This is a genomic window from Amycolatopsis sp. 195334CR (assembly GCF_017309385.1).
Classification (GTDB): Bacteria; Actinomycetota; Actinomycetes; order Mycobacteriales; family Pseudonocardiaceae; genus Amycolatopsis.
This window is the reverse complement of record NZ_JAFJMJ010000001.1, coordinates 1,601,664-1,620,121: the sequence shown is the minus strand read 5'-3', so window position 1 is coordinate 1,620,121 and position 18,458 is coordinate 1,601,664. Positions and strand designations below refer to the sequence as shown.

18 protein-coding genes are annotated in these 18,458 nt (G+C 71.1%); 9 read left to right on the top strand and 9 right to left on the bottom strand.

All coding sequences use genetic code 11. The features are described from left to right. Positions 1-4: 4 nt before the first annotated feature. From JYK18_RS07860 to JYK18_RS07845, 4 genes are read right to left on the bottom strand one after another with little or no spacing between them, the layout of a single operon-like run. A complete protein-coding gene (locus JYK18_RS07860) occupies positions 5-328 on the bottom strand; it encodes a hypothetical protein (RefSeq protein ID WP_153029050.1) in 324 nt (107 codons plus the stop codon). Next, positions 321-1,010, bottom strand: a complete 690-nt coding sequence (locus JYK18_RS07855) for a TetR/AcrR family transcriptional regulator (RefSeq protein ID WP_206804086.1) — start codon at positions 1,008-1,010, stop codon at positions 321-323. The genes JYK18_RS07860 and JYK18_RS07855 overlap by 8 nt, the downstream gene beginning before the upstream one ends. Beyond that, positions 1,007-2,587: an ATP-dependent acyl-CoA ligase gene (locus JYK18_RS07850; protein ID WP_206801469.1), complete on the bottom strand. Its 1,581-nt coding sequence runs from the start codon at positions 2,585-2,587 to the stop codon at positions 1,007-1,009. The genes JYK18_RS07855 and JYK18_RS07850 overlap by 4 nt, the downstream gene beginning before the upstream one ends. After that, a complete protein-coding gene (locus JYK18_RS07845; RefSeq protein ID WP_206801468.1) occupies positions 2,584-3,339 on the bottom strand; it encodes an enoyl-CoA hydratase/isomerase family protein in 756 nt (251 codons plus the stop codon). The genes JYK18_RS07850 and JYK18_RS07845 overlap by 4 nt, the downstream gene beginning before the upstream one ends. A 45-nt stretch (positions 3,340-3,384) precedes the next feature. Here JYK18_RS07845 and JYK18_RS07840 point away from each other — a divergent pair, with 45 nt between their 5' ends. The 4 genes from JYK18_RS07840 (at position 3,385) to JYK18_RS07825 (ending at position 6,716) form a co-directional block, all read left to right on the top strand. Beyond that, on the top strand, positions 3,385-4,971 hold the full coding sequence (locus tag JYK18_RS07840) for an amidohydrolase (protein ID WP_206801467.1): 1,587 nt from the start codon (positions 3,385-3,387) through the stop codon (positions 4,969-4,971). Next, the gene (locus JYK18_RS07835) at positions 4,971-5,414 is read left to right on the top strand and encodes a GNAT family N-acetyltransferase (RefSeq protein ID WP_206801466.1); all 444 of its coding nucleotides are present in this window, start codon (positions 4,971-4,973) and stop codon (positions 5,412-5,414) included. The genes JYK18_RS07840 and JYK18_RS07835 overlap by 1 nt, the downstream gene beginning before the upstream one ends. Positions 5,415-5,595: 181 nt before the next feature. Then, positions 5,596-6,285 (top strand): metal-dependent transcriptional regulator, encoded by a 690-nt coding sequence (locus JYK18_RS07830; RefSeq protein WP_206801465.1) that lies wholly within the window; start codon positions 5,596-5,598, stop codon positions 6,283-6,285. A 137-nt stretch (positions 6,286-6,422) separates the two neighbouring features. Beyond that, positions 6,423-6,716: a transcriptional regulator gene (locus tag JYK18_RS07825; protein WP_206801464.1), complete on the top strand. Its 294-nt coding sequence runs from the start codon at positions 6,423-6,425 to the stop codon at positions 6,714-6,716. Here the strand turns inward: JYK18_RS07825 and JYK18_RS07820 are convergent. Further along, positions 6,679-8,058, bottom strand: coding sequence for an amino acid permease (locus tag JYK18_RS07820; RefSeq protein WP_206801463.1), 1,380 nt, complete (start codon positions 8,056-8,058; stop codon positions 6,679-6,681). The genes JYK18_RS07825 and JYK18_RS07820 overlap by 38 nt on opposite strands. 83 nt (positions 8,059-8,141) lie before the next feature. Here JYK18_RS07820 and JYK18_RS07815 point away from each other — a divergent pair, with 83 nt between their 5' ends. Next, positions 8,142-9,182, top strand: coding sequence for a zinc-binding dehydrogenase (locus JYK18_RS07815; protein WP_206801462.1), 1,041 nt, complete (start codon positions 8,142-8,144; stop codon positions 9,180-9,182). 316 nt (positions 9,183-9,498) lie between these two features. Further along, entirely contained in the window at positions 9,499-11,397 is a 1,899-nt protein-coding gene (locus JYK18_RS07810; protein ID WP_206801461.1) for an ABC transporter ATP-binding protein, read from the top strand. Here JYK18_RS07810 and JYK18_RS07805 read toward each other — a convergent pair. Both JYK18_RS07805 and JYK18_RS07800 read right to left on the bottom strand, forming a co-directional pair. Beyond that, on the bottom strand, positions 11,388-11,780 hold the full coding sequence (locus tag JYK18_RS07805; protein ID WP_206801460.1) for a VOC family protein: 393 nt from the start codon (positions 11,778-11,780) through the stop codon (positions 11,388-11,390). The genes JYK18_RS07810 and JYK18_RS07805 overlap by 10 nt on opposite strands. Before the next feature lie 2 nt (positions 11,781-11,782). After that, positions 11,783-12,295: a CGNR zinc finger domain-containing protein gene (locus tag JYK18_RS07800; RefSeq protein WP_206801459.1), complete on the bottom strand. Its 513-nt coding sequence runs from the start codon at positions 12,293-12,295 to the stop codon at positions 11,783-11,785. 83 nt (positions 12,296-12,378) lie between these two features. Between JYK18_RS07800 and JYK18_RS07795 the strand changes: the two genes are divergently transcribed. After that, entirely contained in the window at positions 12,379-13,587 is a 1,209-nt protein-coding gene (locus tag JYK18_RS07795) for an MFS transporter (protein ID WP_206801458.1), read from the top strand. A gap of 70 nt (positions 13,588-13,657) precedes the next feature. Beyond that, positions 13,658-15,706 carry an MMPL family transporter gene (locus JYK18_RS07790; RefSeq protein ID WP_206801457.1) on the top strand — a complete coding sequence of 683 codons (2,049 nt, stop codon included), beginning with the start codon at positions 13,658-13,660 and terminating at the stop codon, positions 15,704-15,706. Here the strand turns inward: JYK18_RS07790 and JYK18_RS07785 are convergent. Together JYK18_RS07785 and JYK18_RS07780 are read right to left on the bottom strand one after the other, a co-directional pair. After that, complete coding sequence (locus JYK18_RS07785; protein WP_206801456.1) at positions 15,681-16,649, bottom strand: cell wall metabolism sensor histidine kinase WalK; 969 nt, start codon at positions 16,647-16,649, stop codon at positions 15,681-15,683. The two genes, JYK18_RS07790 and JYK18_RS07785, sit on opposite strands and share 26 nt — an antisense overlap. Then, entirely contained in the window at positions 16,646-17,311 is a 666-nt protein-coding gene (locus JYK18_RS07780; RefSeq protein ID WP_206801455.1) for a response regulator transcription factor, read from the bottom strand. The genes JYK18_RS07785 and JYK18_RS07780 overlap by 4 nt, the downstream gene beginning before the upstream one ends. Positions 17,312-17,417: 106 nt before the next feature. Here JYK18_RS07780 and JYK18_RS07775 point away from each other — a divergent pair, with 106 nt between their 5' ends. After that, positions 17,418-18,143: a DUF2786 domain-containing protein gene (locus JYK18_RS07775; protein ID WP_206801454.1), complete on the top strand. Its 726-nt coding sequence runs from the start codon at positions 17,418-17,420 to the stop codon at positions 18,141-18,143. The last annotated feature ends 315 nt before the right edge of the window (positions 18,144-18,458 follow it).

The window sequence follows — 18,458 nt, the reverse complement described above, 5'->3', positions numbered from 1 at the left end:
CGGGTTACTTCGACTGGGCGCGGACGGCGAGGGGAACGCCGGCCAGATCCTCCTCGTTGCAGAGGAGCTTGAGGTCGTAGTACGGCCGGCCTTCCCGCTCGTCGTAGTCCAGGTGCAGGGCCAGCACGTCGACCGGCTCACCGAGCCAGTCCTGCGCCTGGCGGAGCCAGGCCGCGCAGCGTTCCAGCGCCGCGGGTAGGTCGTCGTCGCGGAATTCGACCGGGCGATACGGCACATCCTGTACCTGATCACGGGGGTTCGCGGGGGTCGGCAGACCGGGAGCGAGACCGGATTCGTCCAGTTCGAGTTGGATCGTGTGCTCAGTCACCCTTCGAGCGTCCCCCAGTAATCGCGTCTGGGCAAGGCGCCGCGTGCGGATTTGGCGTGTTCCACACGTCCGCGACCACCGCGCGGCAATATCGGAGATCCGGATCGGGCCCTTTTCCGGCACTTTCGAGCGCCCGCATCGCCAGCCCGGCGTATTCGGCGGCCAGCGCTTCGAGGGTGAGCGGACCGCGGGGGGAGTACCACCGCGAAACGCCGTTGCACATCTCCAGCAGCGCCAGGCGGGTGATGGACGGCTCACCCGCGGAGAACACCCCGGCGGCCACGCCGTCGGCGATCGCGGTGGCCCAGAGCTGCTCGTACGCGTCGCGAAGGCGGACCACCGGCTCCTGCGCGGCGGGCGAGAGCGCGCGCAGTTCGTTGTCCACCACACGCGTCTCGTCGGGCCTCAGTGCGTGACTCATCACATGCAGCGCGACCAGCCTGCCCAGCCGTTCCCGTGGATCGGCAACGCCTTCGGTCACCTTTCCGGCCCCTTCGAGCAGTCTTTCCAGACATTCGCGCATGAGACCGGCGAGCAGTTCCTCCTTGGTCCCCATGTAGTGGTAGAGGCTCGCCGAAGACAGGTTCGCCGCCTGCGCCAGATCGCGGATGCCGGTGCCGTGGAAACCCTTCTCCGCGAACAACCGGATGGCGGCCTGGCGGACCCGGTCCGCCGACGTCACGGCAACCACCGCGACTCCGTTCTGTCGTACGCCCCGGCGCGCGGGTCCTCCTTGCGCAGTTCACCCTTGGCCACCCGCTCGGACGGGGTGAGCGGCAGCGCGTCGGCGTAGACCCAGAACCGCGGGACCTTGAAGTACGCCAGCTTTTCCCCGCAGAAGCTCGCCAGCTCATCGGGGTCGACCGCGCGTTCGCCGCTGAGCACCACGTACGCCTTGATCTCCTCGCCGCGCAGTTCGTCCGGTACCGCGATCACCGCGGCCAGCCGGACCTCCGGGTGCAGCAGGAGCGCGCGTTCCACCTCGTCGGCGGAGATGTTCTCGCCGCTGCGCCGGATCATGTCCTTCGTGCGGCCGACGTAGAACACCCGGCCCCCGGCGTCCATCCGCGCGAGATCGCCGGTGTGGAACCAGCCACCGCGGAAGGCGCGCTCGGTGGCGCCGGGATCCTCGTGGTAGCCCTGCATCAGGCCGATCCCGCGGATCAGCAGTTCCCCGGTTTCCCCGCGCGGCAACGGCTTCCCGTGCTCGTCCGCGATCATCACCTCACGGGCGGTGTTCGGGCGGCCGATGCAGCCGGTGCCGACCAGTTCGTCGTGGTCGGCCGCGGAAACCCGGATGTCGCTGCCGGTCTCGGTCATGCCGAACGCCTCGAACCACGGCACGCCCCAGCGGGCTTCGAGATCGGCGTGCAGGTCACGCGGGATCGCCGAAGCGAAGATCGCGCGGACGTGGTGCTCGCGGTCCTCCGGCGCTTCCGGCTGGCGCAGCAGCAGCGTGGGCATCAGGCCGAGGCAGTAGAACCAGGTGACCCGGTGCTCGCGCACCTTGGCCCAGAACGTGGACGGGTGGAACCGGTCGAGCACCACCAGTTTCGCGCCGGACGCCAGGCCGAGTGCGACATTCCACTGTGGATCGATGTAGTGGAACGGCTGCGCGGTCAGCAGCACGTCCCCGGAGTAGACCTCGGGATCGTGCAGCACCAGTGACTTCGCCAGCGTGGTCCAGTACCGGTGGGGGAGCACGCAGCCCTTCGGCGCGCCGGTGGTGCCGGAGGTGTACTGCACGTTGGCCGGTTGCTCACCGGAGGCGGTGAATTCACTGGCCGGTCCGGTTTTGCTCAGCTCGGCGGGGGTGAGCACCCGCCGCACCGCGGTGTCCGGCGCGATCGTGTTCAACAATTCCACGAATTCCTCGGCGGCCACCGCGAGCTTCGCGCCGGAATGCGCGAGCACGTGCTTGCCGTCGAGTTCGCGGTAGTTCGTGTTGACCGGCACCAGGCTCGCGCCGAGCTTGGCCAGTGCGAGCCAGAGCAGCGGGAACTCCGGCTGGTTGCGCAGCATCACCGCGACGCGGTCACCCCGCTCGACGCCGAGTTCCGCGAGCGCGATGGCGAATTCGGTGGTCTGCGCGTCGATGTCGGCGAAGGTGAGGCGTTCGCCGGTGGCGTCGAAGTGCCAGGCCTCCTTGTCGGGCCACTGCGTGGCGGCGCGGGTGACCAGTGCGACCAGGTCGTCGACCTCGACCAGCTTTTCGGGGGTCCGGGGGTCGTCCCCCGAGCGTGGGCGCTGCGGGCTCATGTGCGGTTCCGGAAGTCGTCGGCGGACTTGGCGAAGTCGGGTGAAGTCTCGGTGATCAGGGCGTGCGCGACCTCGAGTTCGAGGGTGGCTTCCAGCGCCGAGTCGATGCCGTGGTCGATCGCGCGCTTGGCCAGCGTGGCCGCCGCGGCCGGGCGGCCGGCCAGCTTCTCCGCCCATTCGCGGGCGGTCTCGTGCAGGTCGTCGTTGCCGGTCAGCTTGTTGACCAGGCCCATGCCCTTGGCCATCGGCCCGTCGATCTTCTCGCCGAACAGCAGCAGCTCCCTGGCCTTGAGCGGCCCGACGAGCAGCGGCAGCAGGCGCGAGGCCGCGCCGGTCACGCTCAGCCCGAGGCCGACCTCCGGGAAGGCGAACACGGCGTCCTGCGACGCCAGGATGAGGTCGCACCCGAGCGCGAACTCGGCGCCCGCGCCGACCGCGTACCCGTGCACCGCGGCGATCACCGGCTGCGGCAGGTTCCGCAACCGGCGGGTGACCTCCTGCAGTCGCTCGATCCGGGGACGCGAGTCACCCGGCTGGGGGGCTTCCTTGAGGTCGTGCCCGGCGCAGAAGGCGCGCCCGCGGCCGGCGAGCACCACCGCCCGCGCCCCGGAACCGGCGACCGCGTCCAGCGCGGCGAGCAGGTCCTCGACGAGTTCGGCGGAGACGGCGTTCAGCCGGTCCGGCCGGTTCAGCCAGATTTCGGCGATGCCCTTTTCGGTGTCTTCGACGGTGAGTTCCACGGTGCCGGTCATGACTCCAGCCTAGACGCCCGATCGATCGATCGATAGGGTGAATTCATGCAGGTTGACGCGGTGTACGAGAACGCACGGGGCTGGACGGGGGAGACCCGCACCGACGCGCTCGCGGTGCTGCACGGCCGCGTGGTGGCCATCGGGGACGACGCGCGCGAGCTGTCCACGCGCCGCCGGGTCGACCTCGGCGGTGGTTTCGTGGTGCCCGGGTTCCACGACGCGCACAACCACATGGCCTGGTTCGGCATGGGCCTGGACGACGTGCCGCTCGGCGCGTGCCGCAGCGTGGCCGAGGTCTACGACGCCGTCGCCGCGCGCGCCCGCGAGCTGCCGCCGGGCAGCTGGATCATCGGCAGCGGGTACGACCAGAACAAGCTCGACGGCGGCCACCCGACCCGGCACGGCCTGGACCGGGCCGCGCCGGAGCACCTGGTCCGGTTGAAGCACACCTCCGGGCACATGACCGTGGTCAACTCGCGGGTGCTCGACCAGCTGGACCTGGCTCGGGTGCCGGTCGGCGGGGACGTGGTCACCGACGAGGAGGGCTCGCCGACCGGACTGCTGCGCGAGCAGGCCCAGCTCCTGCTGCGCCCGCTGACCTACCCGACCCCGCTGGAGACCGTGGTCCGCGGCCTGGGCCGGGCGTCCGAGCGGTACCTGGCGGAGGGCATCACCAGCGTGCAGGAGGCCGGGGTCGGCGGCGGGCTGGTCGGCGAGACGCCCGCCGAGGTCGCCGCCTACCAGCTCGCGCGCGACCGCGGCCTGCTCGGCGTGCGCGCGACGGTGATGGTGGCCTCCAGCGTGCTGCACGACCTCGCCGACGTCGGTTTCGGCATCGACCTGGGCATTCGCAGCGGCCTCGGTGACGAGTGGCTGCGGATCGGGCCGATGAAGCTGTTCGCTGACGGCTCGCTGATCGGCCGGACCGCCGCGATGCACGACGACTTCGCCAACGACCCCGGCAACCGCGGGTACTTCCAGGTCCCCGAGGACGAACTGGCCGAGACCATCCTGCGGGCGCACCGGGCGGGCTGGCAGATCGCCACGCACGCCATCGGCGATCGTGCGGTGACCACCGTGCTCGACGCGTACGAGGCCGCGCTCGCCGCCCACCCGCGGGCCGACCACCGGCACCGGATCGAGCACTGCGGGGTGCTGCGGCCCCAGGAGGTGGCGAAGCTCGCCGGGCTCGGGCTGATCCCGTCGCCGCAGGGGCGGTTCGTCAACGAGATCGGTGACGGCATGCGCGCGGCGCTCGGCCCCGAGCGCGAAGGCTGGTGCTACCGGCTGCGCAGCGTGCTCGACGCGGGGTGCGTGCTGCCCGCCAGCTCGGACCGGCCGGTGGTGGACGGCGCGCCGCTGCTGGGACTGAACGACATGGTCCAGCGGCGGACGGCCGGTGGGCACGAGCTCGGGCCGGAGGAACGGCTGACCCCGGAGCAGGCGCTGCGCGCGTACACCCACGGTTCGGCCTACGCCGCCTTCCGGGAACACGACCTGGGCACGCTTTCACCGGGCAAGCTCGCCGACTTCGTGGTGTTGTCGGAAGATCCGCTGGCGGCCGAGAGCCTGCCGGAAGCCAGGGTGCTCGCGACCGCGGTCGCGGGTGAGATCGTCTACGAGGAGGACTGATGCCCGTACGCGACGCGGTCGCCGGCGACATCGAGGAGATCTGCGCGCTGATCGAGGAGCACGCGGTCTACGAAGGCAAGAACGACCTGAAGCTGGACCGCGCCGAACTGGGCGGGTTCCTCTTCGGGCCGTCGCCGAAGGCCTGGGTGCTGATCGCCACGCCGCCGGACTCGACGGCGGTTGCCGGGTTCGCCTTCTGCTCGTGGAACTTCTCCACCTGGGAGGCGCGGCCGGGCATCTGGCTGGACGACCTGTTCATCCGGCCCGAGCACCGGCGCCACGGCCTCGGCCGCGAGCTGCTCGACGAACTGGCCCGGCGCACGCCCGGCCGGGTGGAATGGGACATGCAGTCGGGGAACACCAAGGCCGAGGCCTTCTACGGCCAACTCGGCGCCGAACCGGTCCCGGGGTGGATCCGCTACCGCTGGCGCCCCGGCGCGTGAGGGCACGCGAACAGGGCATGGCGGCGCCCGTCGCGCCGAGGCGGTCCCTGGCGGCACCGCGCCGTCATCGAAGTACGGTCCAGTACGGCGATGCCGGCGCGGCACCGCCAGGAACCACCTCGATCACGACGGCCATCCACCTGCCCCGTTCGCGCGCCCTCCGACACGTAGGCTGTGGGGCATGTCTGACAGCACCACTCGCCGATCGTCGTCCATCGAGGACTACGTCCGGGCGATCTACGGGCTGGTGGAGCGCGGCGAGGCGGTGACGAACACCTCGCTGGCCGGACGGCTGGAGGTGAGCCCGTCCTCGGTGTCGGGCATGGTCACCAAGCTGTCGCAGCAGGGCCTGGTCGCGCACGTGCCCTACCGCGGCATCGAGCTGACCGCCGAGGGACGGCTGCTGGCCCGCGCGGTCCTGCGGCGGCACCGGCTCATCGAGACGTACCTGGTCTCGGAACTGGGTTACACCTGGGACGAGGTGCACGCCGAGGCGGACGCGCTGGAGCACGCCGTGTCCGACCGCCTGGTCGAGCGGATCGCGGCGAAGCTCGGCAACCCCGTCCGCGACCCGCACGGCGACCCGATCCCGGCCGCCGACGGCAGCATCGAGGAACTCCAGACGGCCATCCTGGACGAACTGCAGCCCGGCGTGGTCGGCGAGATCGTCCGCGTCTGGGACACCGACCCGGATCTGCTGCGCTACCTCACCGAGCACGCGATCAACCTCGGCGAGCGCATCGAGGTGGTCGAGCGCCAGCCGTTCGGCGGCCCGATCGTGGTCAAGGTGGGTTCCCCGCCGGACTGCGCCACGCACGCGCTGGGCAAGGAGATCGCGCAGGCGCTGAGCGTGGCCGTGCGCGCCCGCTGACAGTCCATAGTGGACAAGCCCCGGGGTTGGGGAATATCGGCCCCCGGCGGGCATTGTTGCGCTTCGGTGGCGAAGCTTCCGATCAAGCCGCCGCCCGGAATACGCTGCTGGACCCGGGGGTCAGGAGCGGAGTCGCGATGACCGTTCGAACCGACCGCGGCGAGGTGCGGGTCCTGCTGGAGACGGGCCCGTTCGCCGCCGCGCTGCGGGCGGCCATCCGGGCGCGGGGCCTCGGCCTGGAACGCACCCGGTACCGCCTGCTCGAACGCGGCGTGCCGGTCAGCCTGGCCACGCTGAGCTACTGGCAGTCGGGCCGCTGCCGTCCGGAACGACCCGAGTCGCTGGCCGCGCTGACCGCGCTGGAGGAGGTGCTGGAGGTGCCGCCCGGCTCGCTCACCCGGCTGCTCGGCCCACCGCGGCGGCGGACCTGAGCTGCGCCTGCTGCACCAGCCCCGCCACCACGGCGATCGCGGTGACCAGCAGGGTCAGCAGCATCGAGGTGCGGCTGGACTCGTTCACCAGCATCGCCACCACCACCGCCGCGAGCACCACCACGACCAGCAGCGACAGCACCGGGAAGGCCCACATCCGCAGCGGCAGCTCGTCCTCCCGGCCTTCGCGCCGGACCCGCAGCCTGCCGCGGAGCTGGGTGGCGGTGATCCACAGGTAGACGATCAGCGCCACCGCGCCGGAGGAGTCGATGAGGAAGTTGAACACCGTTTCGGTCGGCAGGAAGTAGTTGGCCACCACGGTGGCGAACCCCATCGACGAGGACGCGAGCACCGCGCCCGCCGGCACCCCGCGCCGGTTCGTCCGGCCGAACAGCCGCGGTGCCTCCCGGCGGCCCGCCATCGAGTAGAGCATGCGCGAGGAGGCGTAGACCCCGGAGTTCAGGCAGGACAGCACCGCGGTCAGCACGATCAGGTCCATGATCACGCTGACCGCGGGGAAGCCGAGCCCGCCGAGCACCGCGGCGTACGGGCTGGCGGTGACCTCGGCGGAGTTCCACGGCAGCAACGTCACCACCACGATGATCGACCCGATGTAGAAGACCAGGATCCGCCAGACCACGCTGCGCATGCTCTTGCGCACGGCGTCCTCCGGGTGCTGCGCCTCGCCGGCCGCGACGGTGACCATCTCGGTGCCGAAGAAGGACAGGAACACCACGGTCATCGCGGTCAGCACGGCGCCCCAGCCGTTGGGCAGGAAGCCGCCCTGGCCGGTCAGGTTGCTCAGGCCGGGTGCCGGCTGACCGGGGAAGAAGCCGAGGATCGCGTACACCCCGATGGCGATGAAGAGGGCGATCGCGCACACCTTGATCATCGCGAACCAGAACTCGAACCGGCCGAACGAGCGCACGCTGATCAGGTTCACCGCGGTGAGCACGGTGGTGAAGATCAACGCGGCCAGCCAGGACGGCAGCGCGGGCACCAGCTTGACGGTGATCGCGGCGCCGGTGATCGCCTCGAAGCCGATGATCACGCACCACTGGTAGGCGTAGAGCCAGCCGATCGTCACCCCGGCCCACGAGCCGAGTTCGCGGGTGGCGTAGGTGGCGAACGAGCCGGTGTCCGGGGACGCGACCGCCAGCTCGGCCAGCATGCGCATCACCAGCACCACCACCGCGCCCGCCACCACGTAGGCGATCAGCACGCCGGGGCCCGCGGTTTTGATGGCCTTGCCGCTGCCGACGAACAGCCCGGCGCCGATCACGCCGCCGATCGCGATCATCGACAGCTGGCGGGTGCTCAGCGCGTGGTTCAGCTCGCTCATGCTGCCCCCTGGTCCGTTGGCGACGCTGGGGGCAGAGTTTGATCTCATCACCGGTTCGGGTCAACTCAGGGACGGGGAGTGGGATGCGCGCGGTCGTTTTCGAGGAGTACGGGGTGCGGCCGGTGCTGCGGGAGGTGCCCGATCCGGTGGCGTCCGCCGACGGCGTGGTGATCGCGGTGGAAGCGACCGGCGTGTGCCGCAGCGACTGGCACTCGCTCCAGGGGCACGACACCAGTGTCACGCTGCCGCACGTGGCCGGGCACGAACTGGCCGGGCGGATCCTGTCGGTGGGGGCCGGGGTGCGCGGGTGGTCGGTCGGTGAGCGGGTGACCGTGCCGTTCGTCTGCGCCTGCGGGACGTGCGAGCAGTGCGCGGCCGGGTACGGGCACATCTGCGACCGGCAGTTCCAGCCGGGGGCCACGCACTGGGGTTCGTTCGCCGAGCAGGTCGCGATCGACCGGGCGATGGTGAACCTGGTGCGGTTGCCGGATTCGCTGGGTTACGTCACCGCCGCGGCGCTCGGCTGCCGGTTCGCCACGGCGTTCCGCGCGGTGGTGCGGCAGGGCGAGGTGCGGGCGGGGCAGTGGGTCGCCGTGCACGGGTGCGGTGGGGCGGGGATCTCGGCGGTGATGCTCGCGGTGGCGGCCGGGGCGCGGGTGGTGGCGGTCGACCTTTCGGCTTCGGCGTTGGCGTTGGCTCGTTCGCTGGGGGCCGAAGCTGTGGTGGCCGGTGGGGACACGGCGTCGGCGGTCAAGGAGATCACCGGCGGTGGGGCGCACGTGTCGTTGGACTGCGTGGGGTTGCCGTCGACCTGTGCGGCGTCGGTTTCCTCGTTGCGGAAGCGGGGGATTCACGTGCAGGTGGGGTTGATGCCGCCGGAGCAGGGGGTGCCGCCGATCGCCATGCACGAGGTGATCGCGGGGGAGCTGCGGATCGTTGGGACGCATGGGTTGCAGGCGCACGAGTACCCGGAGATGTTGTCGTTGGTGGCTTCGGCGGGGCTTGACCTGGATCGGTTGGTGGGGCGGAGGGTTGGGTTGGATGAGGTGCCGGATGTGTTGATGGAGATGGATTCGGTGGTGGCGGCGCGGGAGGGGGTTACGGTGGTCGATCGTTTTCGGTAGGGGTTTTCGGGGGCCTCGGGCGGGGCGGGGCCACCCCGGCTTTTGATTGTCACGACGGCGGGGATGTTGTTGTCAAGGCGGGAAAGATGCCTTGACAACAACATCCCCGCCGTGTTTTGGCTGTGGACCGGGGTGGGGAAGGGGGAGTGTGGGTGGGCGGGGGTTTGGTGCCCGGCTTACGTTTTGATCGTGGGGGTCGCCGCTCGCCTCCTGGTGGTGTTGTGAATGTGGCTTTCACAGCGGATTTCGCAGTGAATGTGGCTTTCACAGCACCGGGGCGCGCGCGGTCTCGCGGTTTGTCGGTGCCGGCCGGATTATGTGGGGGGTGACTGAGCGTCTGATCGGTACCGAGCAGATCGACGAGCCTGAGTGGGCGGCTGTCGATCGCCGGGTGGCTGCGTCCAGTACCTGGGCGACGGTGCGGGCCATGCCCCGCGCCGCGGCGATGGTGGTGCGCCTGGCCTGGAACACCTCCCCGCGGTTGACCGTGCTCCTCGGGCTCCTCCAAGTCCTCTCCGGCTGTGTCACCGCGTTCGGCTTGCTGGCCACGGCGGACGTGTTCACCCGCTTGCTGGAAGCCGGGCCCACGCCGGATCGGGTGCTTGCCTCGTTGCCGGCGATCGCGGTGCTCGTCGGGTCGTACGCCTTGCGGGCGCTCCTTGAATCGGCGGTCGGCGCGGTGCAGGGCGAGTTGAAGCCCCGGGTGGAACGCCTCGCCGAGGACGAGGTGACCGTGGCGGTGGTGACCGTCGACCTGATCGCCTTCGACGACGCCGACTTCCGCGAGCTGGCCCGCCAGGGCGGCCAGTACGGGGTGCGGGCGGTGGCCCAGAGCGTCACCCGGCTGTCCGACCTGTGCTCCTCCCTCATCGCGATGCTGGCCGCGGTGGTCACCGCCGGGTTGCTGAACCCGTGGCTCGCACCGGTCCTGCTGGTCGCCGCGCTGGCCGACGGGTGGGCGTCGATGCGGGTGGCGAAGTTGAACTACCGGACCTTCCTGCACCTGGTCGGCCGTCAGCGTCGCAAGTGGATAGTCGACGACGTGCTCACCGGGCGCGACGCCGCCCTCGAACGCCACGCGCTGACCCTGCAATCACCGCTGCTGGCCGAACACCGCGCGCTGTGCGAAGAACTGATGGCCGCGGACGTGCGCCTCGAACGCCAGACCACGGTGATCCGGCTGGCCGGGCGCGTGCTGGCCGGGATCGGCACCGGGCTGGCGTACGTGGTGCTCGGCTGGCTGCTCTACACCGGGCAGATGGAACTGGCGCTGGCCGGTACGGCGGTGGTGGCGATGCGCACCGCTTCGACCGCCCTGTCCAACACCATCTACGCGGTGAACTCCCTGTTCGAGGAGTCGTTCTACGTGGACTTCCACCGGGAACTGAAGGAACAGTCGCGGCAGCGGGCGCGGCGGGCCTCGGTGGTGGCGGCGCCGTCGAATCCGGCGACGATCCGGCTGGAGGACGTGTCGTTCACCTACCCCGGCCAGGCCGAGCCCGCGCTCCGCGACATCTCCCTGACCCTGCGGCGGGGCGAGGTGGTCGCGCTGGTCGGGTCGAACGGCAGCGGCAAGACCACGCTGGGCAAGGTGCTCACCGGGCTGTACCTGCCGACGCGCGGCCGGGTCCGCTGGGACGACGTCGACCTCGCCGAGGTGGACATGTTCTCCCTGCACGACCAGGTCGCGGTGATCTCGCAGGAACCGGCGAAGTGGCCGATGACCGCCCGCAACAGCATCCGCATCGGGCGGCTGGACCGGGCGGTGGACGGTCCACAGTGGACGTCAGCGCTGGCGAACTCCGGTGCCGACGAGGTGCTGGCCGGGTTGCCCCATGGCCCGGACACCGTCATCTCGCGTTACTTCAAGGACGCGCAGGAGCTTTCCGGCGGTCAGGCGCAACGCTTCGCCGTCGCCCGTGGGATCTTCCGCGACGGCGCCGTGCTGGTCGCGGACGAGCCGACCGCCGCGCTCGACGCGCGTGCCGAAGCCCGGGTCTTCGCCGGACTTCGCCACGCCAGCGGTCACCACGACGGCACCCGCCGCACCACGATCCTGGTCACCCACCGCCTGGCGAACATCCGCCACGCCGACCGCATCCTGGTCATGGACCAGGGCCGCATCACCGCCGACGGCACGCACGAGACCCTCATGCGCACCTCCGACCTCTACCGCGAGTACTACGACCTCCAGGCCTCCGCCTATCAGGGGTAACGGCCCGCCAGCACGCAGAACTCGTTCCCCTCCGGGTCGGCGAGCGTCACCCAGCTGACCTCGCCCCCGCCGACGTCGACGTGCCGCGCGCCCAGTTCGAGCAGCCGCGCCACCTCCTCGGCCTGGTCGCGGTCGGTCGGGTTGACGTCGATGTGCAGCCGGTTCTTGACCACCTTGCCCTCCGGCACCCGCGCGAAGGTCAACGTCGGCGGCACCGGGCCGACGCGCTTCTTGCCCTCCGGCACCGCGGGCGAGCCGATGGTGATCGCGCCGTCCTCCTCGTCCTCGCCCAGCACCTCGTAGTCGAGTACCGCGCACCAGAACCGGGCGAGTGCCTCGGGATCGGCGCAGTCGATCGCGAGCTCGGTGAACTTGCTGGCCATGGTCAGGACCTCCCCGGTCGGCTGGCGTAGGCCCGGGCTTTGGCCCGGTTCCCGCACACGCGCATGCTGCACCACCGCCGCGCCCCCCGCGGCGACGAGTCCCAGAAACCCCAGTAGCAGTTGTCCCCCGGGCAGATGCGCAGCCGCTGCCACTCCCCGGTGGCCCGCGCCCGCGCGTACCCGATCACCACCTCGGTGAGCGCCCGCATGACCGGGGCGTCGAGCACCGGCGCGAAGGGCGCCTCGGCGGTGGCGACGAACGGCAACCGCGCGAAACACGTGGTGTCCACCGGATCCGCGGGCGCGTGGTTCGCCAGTGCCAACCCCCGCAAGGCCGTGCGCAGTTCCAACGCCAGCCGGAACTCGGCGGGGGAAGCTTTCGCGGTCGAGCCCAGCCACGCGGTCAACGCGGCCGCGTCGGTCAGCTGGTCCGTGCCCTCCTCGACGTCCACCGAGTTGACGAACTCCAGCACCGGCTCCAGGTATTCCGGCAGCACCCGTGGTGAGCCCGCCATCGAACCACCTCCCGCTTGACAACCCGAGTCTAACCGATAGAAGCTCATAACCGGTTATGCCGTACAACAGGTTAGGAGAGCCGGTGCCCACCCAGGTCGAGCCGCACCTCCGCAACGAGTGGTCGTTGCTGGTCTTCACCGCCACCACCAACCTCGCCGACGCCGTCACGAAGGTCGCGCTGCCGCTGCTCGCCGCTTCCCTGACCCGCTCACCGACCCTCGTCGCGCTGGTCGCCACGATGTTGTCGCTGCCGTGGCTGCTCACCGCGTTGCACGTCGGCGTCCTGGTCGACCGGCTCAACCGCCGCAGCCTGATGTTCGCCGCCGAACTCGCGCGCCTGGCCGCGATCGGCGTCGCCTTCTTCGCCTACCTGACCGGCACGACCAGCCTTCCGCTGATCTTCGGCGTCGCCGGGGTGCTGGGCGTGGCCGAGGTCGTCGCGCTGACCGCGGGCGCGTCGATCATCCCGGCGGCCGTCGCGCCCCTTCGGCGGCACAAGGCGACCGCGCGCATCACCGCGGTCGAGTACCTCTGCAACGGTTTCCTCGGCGCTCCTGTCGGAGGGTTCCTCGTCGCCGCCGGAGCCGGGCTCGCGCTGGGCGTCACCGGCCTCGTCTACGCGGCGGGCGCTTTGCTGCTGCTCGTGCTCATCGGCAACTTCGAAGCGAAGCCCGTCGAACGCCGATCCGTGCACCTGGAGATCCGCGACGGCCTCAACTTCCTTTGGCAGCACCGGGTTCTGCGCACGATGGCGTTGCTCGTGGCGGTGATGGCCGGGGCGTGGAACGCCTGGCTGGCGATCCTGCCGCTCTACGCCGTGGCGCCGGGACCGCTTGGTTTCGACGCGCGCGGGTACGGCCTTCTGCTCACCGCGCTCGGTGCCGGCGGGGTGCTCGGCGCGCTCCTCGTCGGCCCGGTCAACCGGCTGATCGGCCGCCGCTGGGCGATGTTCGCCGATCTCGTCGGCTCGTTCCTGCTGGTGGCCGTGCCCGCGGTGTGGCCGAACGCCTGGGCCGTCGGCGCGGCCGCGTTCGCCGCCGGCGTTGGCGGGACGATGTGGACGGTCAACGCGCGCCTGCTCGGCCAGGAGCTCGTGCCCGACCACCTGCTCGGCCGGTTCAACGCGGCGTACCGGCTGGTCAGCTGGGGTGCCGCACCGGTCGCCGCGGCCCTCGCCGGCGTGCTCACCGAATTCGCCGGTTTCGGTGTGGCGTTCGGATTCTTCGCCGTGCTGGGCGCGCTGACGATCATCCCGTTCTTCCGCGTGATGACCGCCGAGGCGGTCAAGTAGGGCGAACCCCACCGAGGTTGCTCCGGCGCACTCCAGTGTCCTGGTGGCCCCCGCGCGAAATGCTCGGATCATGACCGTGAGGCGTATCGCGCGCTGGAGCGCGACCCATCCCTGGCAGGCCATCGTGGGCTGGCTCGCCTTTGTCGCGATCGCCTTCGCGGCGGGCACGATGACCGGCACCACCCAGGCCCACGGCGAGGACTTCTGGATCGGCGAAGCGGGGCGCGCCGAGCAGTTGGCCGCCGAGGGCGGGGTTTCCCGGCCGCCGGTGGAGAACGTGCTGATCACCCCGGCCTCCGAACCGGCCGCCGCCGAGGTGGCCCAACGGGTCCGCGGCCTGCCGGGTGTCGCCGACGTCGACGAACCGCAGCGCTCGCCGGACGGCGGCAGCCTGCTCGTGGTGATCACCATGGCCGGTGACGACCAGCAGGCGGGCGACCACATCGAACCGGTCATCGAGCAGGTCGACGCCACGGCCGCCGCGCATCCCGACGTGCGGCTGGCGCAGACCGGTGACGCTTCGATGGAACGCGGGCTCAGCGCACAGCTCGGGCAGGGCGTGCTGATCACCAAGGCCATCACGCTGCCGGTGACGTTGCTGATCCTGTTCCTGGTGTTCGGCTCGCTGCTGGCGGCGGGCATCCCGCTGGTGCTCGCGCTCACCGCGATCCTCGGCTCGGTCGGCCTCTACGGCCTGGCGTCGGTGTTCTTCCCGGACGCGGGCGGCGCGGTCACCAGCATCCTGCTGATGATGGGCATGGCGGTCGGGGTCGACTACTCGCTCTTCGCGCTCAAACGCGTGCGCGAGGAACGCGACCGGTCGCGCGGGCAGCTCAGCCACGCGGCGGCGGTCGAGATCGCGGCGGCGACCTCGGGCCGGGCGATCGTGGTCTCCGGGCTGGCGGTGATCGTCTCGCTGGTCGGGCTCTACCTCGCGAAGGACGTCATCTTCTCCTCGATCGCCACCGGCACGATCATCGTGGTCGCGGTCGCCGTGCTCAGCGCGGTCACCGTTTTGCCCGCCCTGCTGGCGAAACTCGGCCCGCGCCTGGACAGCAAGCGGCAGGCCAAGCCGCCGCGGGTGTGGAACCGGATGCTGCGCCCGGCCGTCGAGCACCCGGTGCCGACGCTGCTGGTCGGCCTCCTGCTGATCGGCGCGCTCGCCATTCCCGGGCTGAACATGAAGCTGGGCGTGGAGGGCATCAACAGCTTCCCGCGGTCGGTGCCGGAGATCGCCGCGTACGACGAGCTGGTGGCGGAGTTCCCGGACCACGGCGCGTCGCACATGGTGGTCATCCGCGGGGAGGATTCCGCGCAGGCCGCCGCCGACCTGGCCACCCCCGGCTCGCGCATCGTGTCCTCTGTGGACGGACAGACGCAGCGGCTGGAGATCCCGATCCCTTACTCGGCGGGCACGCCCGAAGCCGACGACTCGCTGGCGCAGCTGCGGGCGCAGCCGAAACCGGTGGGCGTCGAGGTCGCGATCTCCGGTGAACCCGCGCGTGGCGTGGACTATTCGGCGCACCAGGCGGACCGGCTGCCGTGGGTGATCGGGTTCGTGCTGCTGGCCACCTTCGTGATGATGGCGCTGGCGTTCCGCTCGGTGGTGATCGGCGCGCTGGGCCTGGTGCTGAACCTGCTCTCCGTGCTGGCCGCCTGGGGGGCGCTGGTGGTGGTCTTCCAGGGCACCTGGGCGGAGGGCCTGCTCGGGTTCACCTCCACCGGGTTCATCGGCTCGCGCACCCCGCTGATGCTCTTCGCGATCCTGTTCGGATTGTCGATGGACTACCAGATCTTCGTGGTGAGCCGGATCCGCGAGGCGGTCGCGCGCGGCCTGCCGACCAGGGAGGCGGTGGTGGACGGCATCACCGGCTCCGCGCGGGTGGTGACCAGTGCCGCGCTGGTGATGGTGTCGGTGTTCGTCGGCTTCATGTTCATCGACCGGATCGAGATGAAGCAGATCGGGCTCGGCCTGGCGCTGGCCGTGCTGCTGGACGTGGTGATCGTCCGGATCCTGCTGCTGCCCGCGGCGATGTCCTTGCTGGGCAAGGCTTCCTGGTGGCCGGGCCGGGTGGCGGAACTGGCCGTGCCGGTCAGGACCCCGGCAGGTCGAGCCTGATCCGGCAGCCGGTGTCGCCGACCACGGCGATCCGGCCGCCGTGCAGTTCGGCGACCCACCGGGCGATGGCCAGGCCCAGCCCGGTGCCGCCGTTCCCGGCGCGCTCGCCGCGGGTGAACCGCTCGAACACGCGCTCGCGGTCCGCCGGGGTGATGCCCGGCCCGTCGTCGGCGACTTCGATGGCCAGGCTGGTGCCGACCAGGAACGCCCGCACCCGGACCTCACCACCGGCCGGACCGTGGCGCACGGCGTTGTCCAGGAGGTTCGCCACCACCTGGTGCAGGCGTTCCCGGTCGGCGAAGGCCTGCGCGCCGGGCGGGGTCACCTCGACGGTGAACCGGGCGTCCGTCTGGGTCTCGGCGACGGCTTCGCGCAGCAGCGGCTCGATCTCGAAGGTCTCGCGGTGCAGCGGCTCGACCCCGGCGTCGATCCTGGACAGGTCGAGCAGCTCGGTGACCAGCCTGCCGAGCCGTTCGGTCTGGCCGAGCGCGGTCTTCAGCGCGTCCTCGCCGGTCACGCCGTCGACGGCGTTCTCCAGCACCACCCGCAACGCGGTGATCGGCGTGCGCAGCTCGTGCGAGACGTTCGCGATCAGCTCGCGGCGCTGCTGGTCGGCGGCGCCGAGGTCGGCGGCCATCCGGTTGAACGCCAGTGCCAGCTCGCCGACCTCGTCGCGCGAGGTGGCGCGGACGCGTCGCGAGTAGTCGCCCTCGGCCATCGCGCGGGCGGCGGCGGTCATCTGCCGCAGCGGTTTGGTCATGCCGTGCGCCAGCAGCTGGGTGGTGACCAGCGCGATCACCAGTGCCGCGATCGCGGTCCGCGGCGGTAGCCAGCCGATCTGGTAGCGGAAGAAGATCAGCGCGGCGCCGGTCGCACCCACCACGAGCAGGCCGAGCTTCAGCTTGATGGAGCGGACCGGGTCCAGTGGCCGGGGCAGGCTCATTTCGCCTCCAGTGCGTAACCGACGCCGTGCACGGTCCGGATCAGGTCGGCGCCCAGCTTGCGGCGCAACGCCTTCACGTGGCTGTCCACCGTTCGCGGTGGGCCCTCCCAGCCCCAGACCCGCGCCACCAGCTCCTCGCGGGAGATCACCGCGTCCGGCCGGCGCGCGAGAGTGGTGAGCAGGTCGAACTCGATCGGGGTCAGGTGCGGTTCGGTGCCCGCCCGGCGGACGCGGCGGCGGACCGGGTCGATCTCCAGGTCACCGACGACGATCCGGTCCGGCTCGTTCGGTGCCGCGTGGCCGGCGCGCCGGAGCAGCGCGTGCACGCGGGCGGCGAGTTCGCGGATGGAGAAAGGCTTCGTCAGGTAGTCGTCGGCGCCGACGGCCAGCCCGACCAGGAGGTCGTTCTCGTCGGCCCGCGCGGTGAGCATCAGCACCGGCACCGGGCGGCGGGCCTGGATGCGGCGGCAGACCTCCAGGCCGTCGTAGCCGGGCAGCATGAGGTCGAGCACGACGAGGTCGGGCTCGCCCGCCTCGGCGGCGGCGACCCCGGCCGGTCCGTCGTGCGCGAGTTCCACCGCGAAGCCCTCGGCCCGCAACCGGGCGGCGACCGAGTCCGCGATCGTCCGCTCGTCCTCCACGATCAGCACTTTCCGCCGCATGCGCCGACTCTAGGCGGCCGGGGCCGCGGCGTGGACAATGGCCGATCCGCACACCTGAGCGAAACGCGGACTCGATTTTGTCGGACCCGGATGCGAACATGTGTTCGTGTCAGATCAACACCTACTCACGCGGGTGCGCAAGCTGCTCGCGAAGGCCGAGGACCCGGCGGTCACCGAGGCCGAGGCCGAGGCGTACAACACCAAGGCCGCCGAGCTGATCGCGCGGTACGGCATCGACCGCGCGGTGCTGGCCGCGGCCGGGCGGCACACCGACACCATCACCAGCGTGAAGATCCCGCTGCACAACCCGTACAGCAAGGATAAGGCGCAGTTGCTGAGCTGCGTGGCCGACCCGCTGCGGTGCCGGGTGGTGCTGTTGTGCCGGGGGCAGGCCGTGCAGTCGGTGACCGTGTTCGGCTTCCGGTCCGATCTGGACCGGGTGGAGCTGCTGTTCACCAGCCTGTTGCTGCAGGCGACGACCCAGCTGGCCAAGGTGCGGCCGGGCTGGGCCGGGCAGGGGCAGACGGTCGCCGCGTACCGGCGCACGTGGTTGGCGGGGTTCGCCTCCGCGGTCCGCCTGCGGCTCCAGGCCGCCGAGTCGCGAGCCGTCGCCGAACACGAGGGGCACTCCGCCGAACTCGTGGTGCTGGACCGGAAAAAGCTGGTCAACGACGCGTATGACGCGCAGTACGGCCGCCTGCGGAAGGCCTCGCCCCGGCACCTGTCGGGCACGGGCTACACCGACGGGCACTTCGCCGGCCGCCGCGCCAACCTCGGCACGACCCACCTGAAAGGCGGTGGTATCGCACTACCGGCGCGCACCGCCTCGTGACGTTTGCGGTCGGCGCCCGGGCTCTGGTGGCGTTCGTGTTCGGCTGCCCGGTCTCGTGGCGCTTGCGGTGGCTGCTCGGGTCTCGTGATGCTCGCGGTGGCTGCTCCGGGTCTTGTGGCGCTCGTGGTCGGCTGCTCGGTCTCGTGATGCTCGCGGTGGCTGCTCCGGGTCTCTTGGCGCCTTCGGTAGCCGCCCGGGTCTCGTGGCGCTCGCCGTGGTTGCTCGGGTCCGTCATCGGGGGCGGACCCGGGCAGCCGCCGACCAGTCCGCCCGGGCGCGCCGCCATGCAGTGAATGTGGCTTTCACTGCCGATTC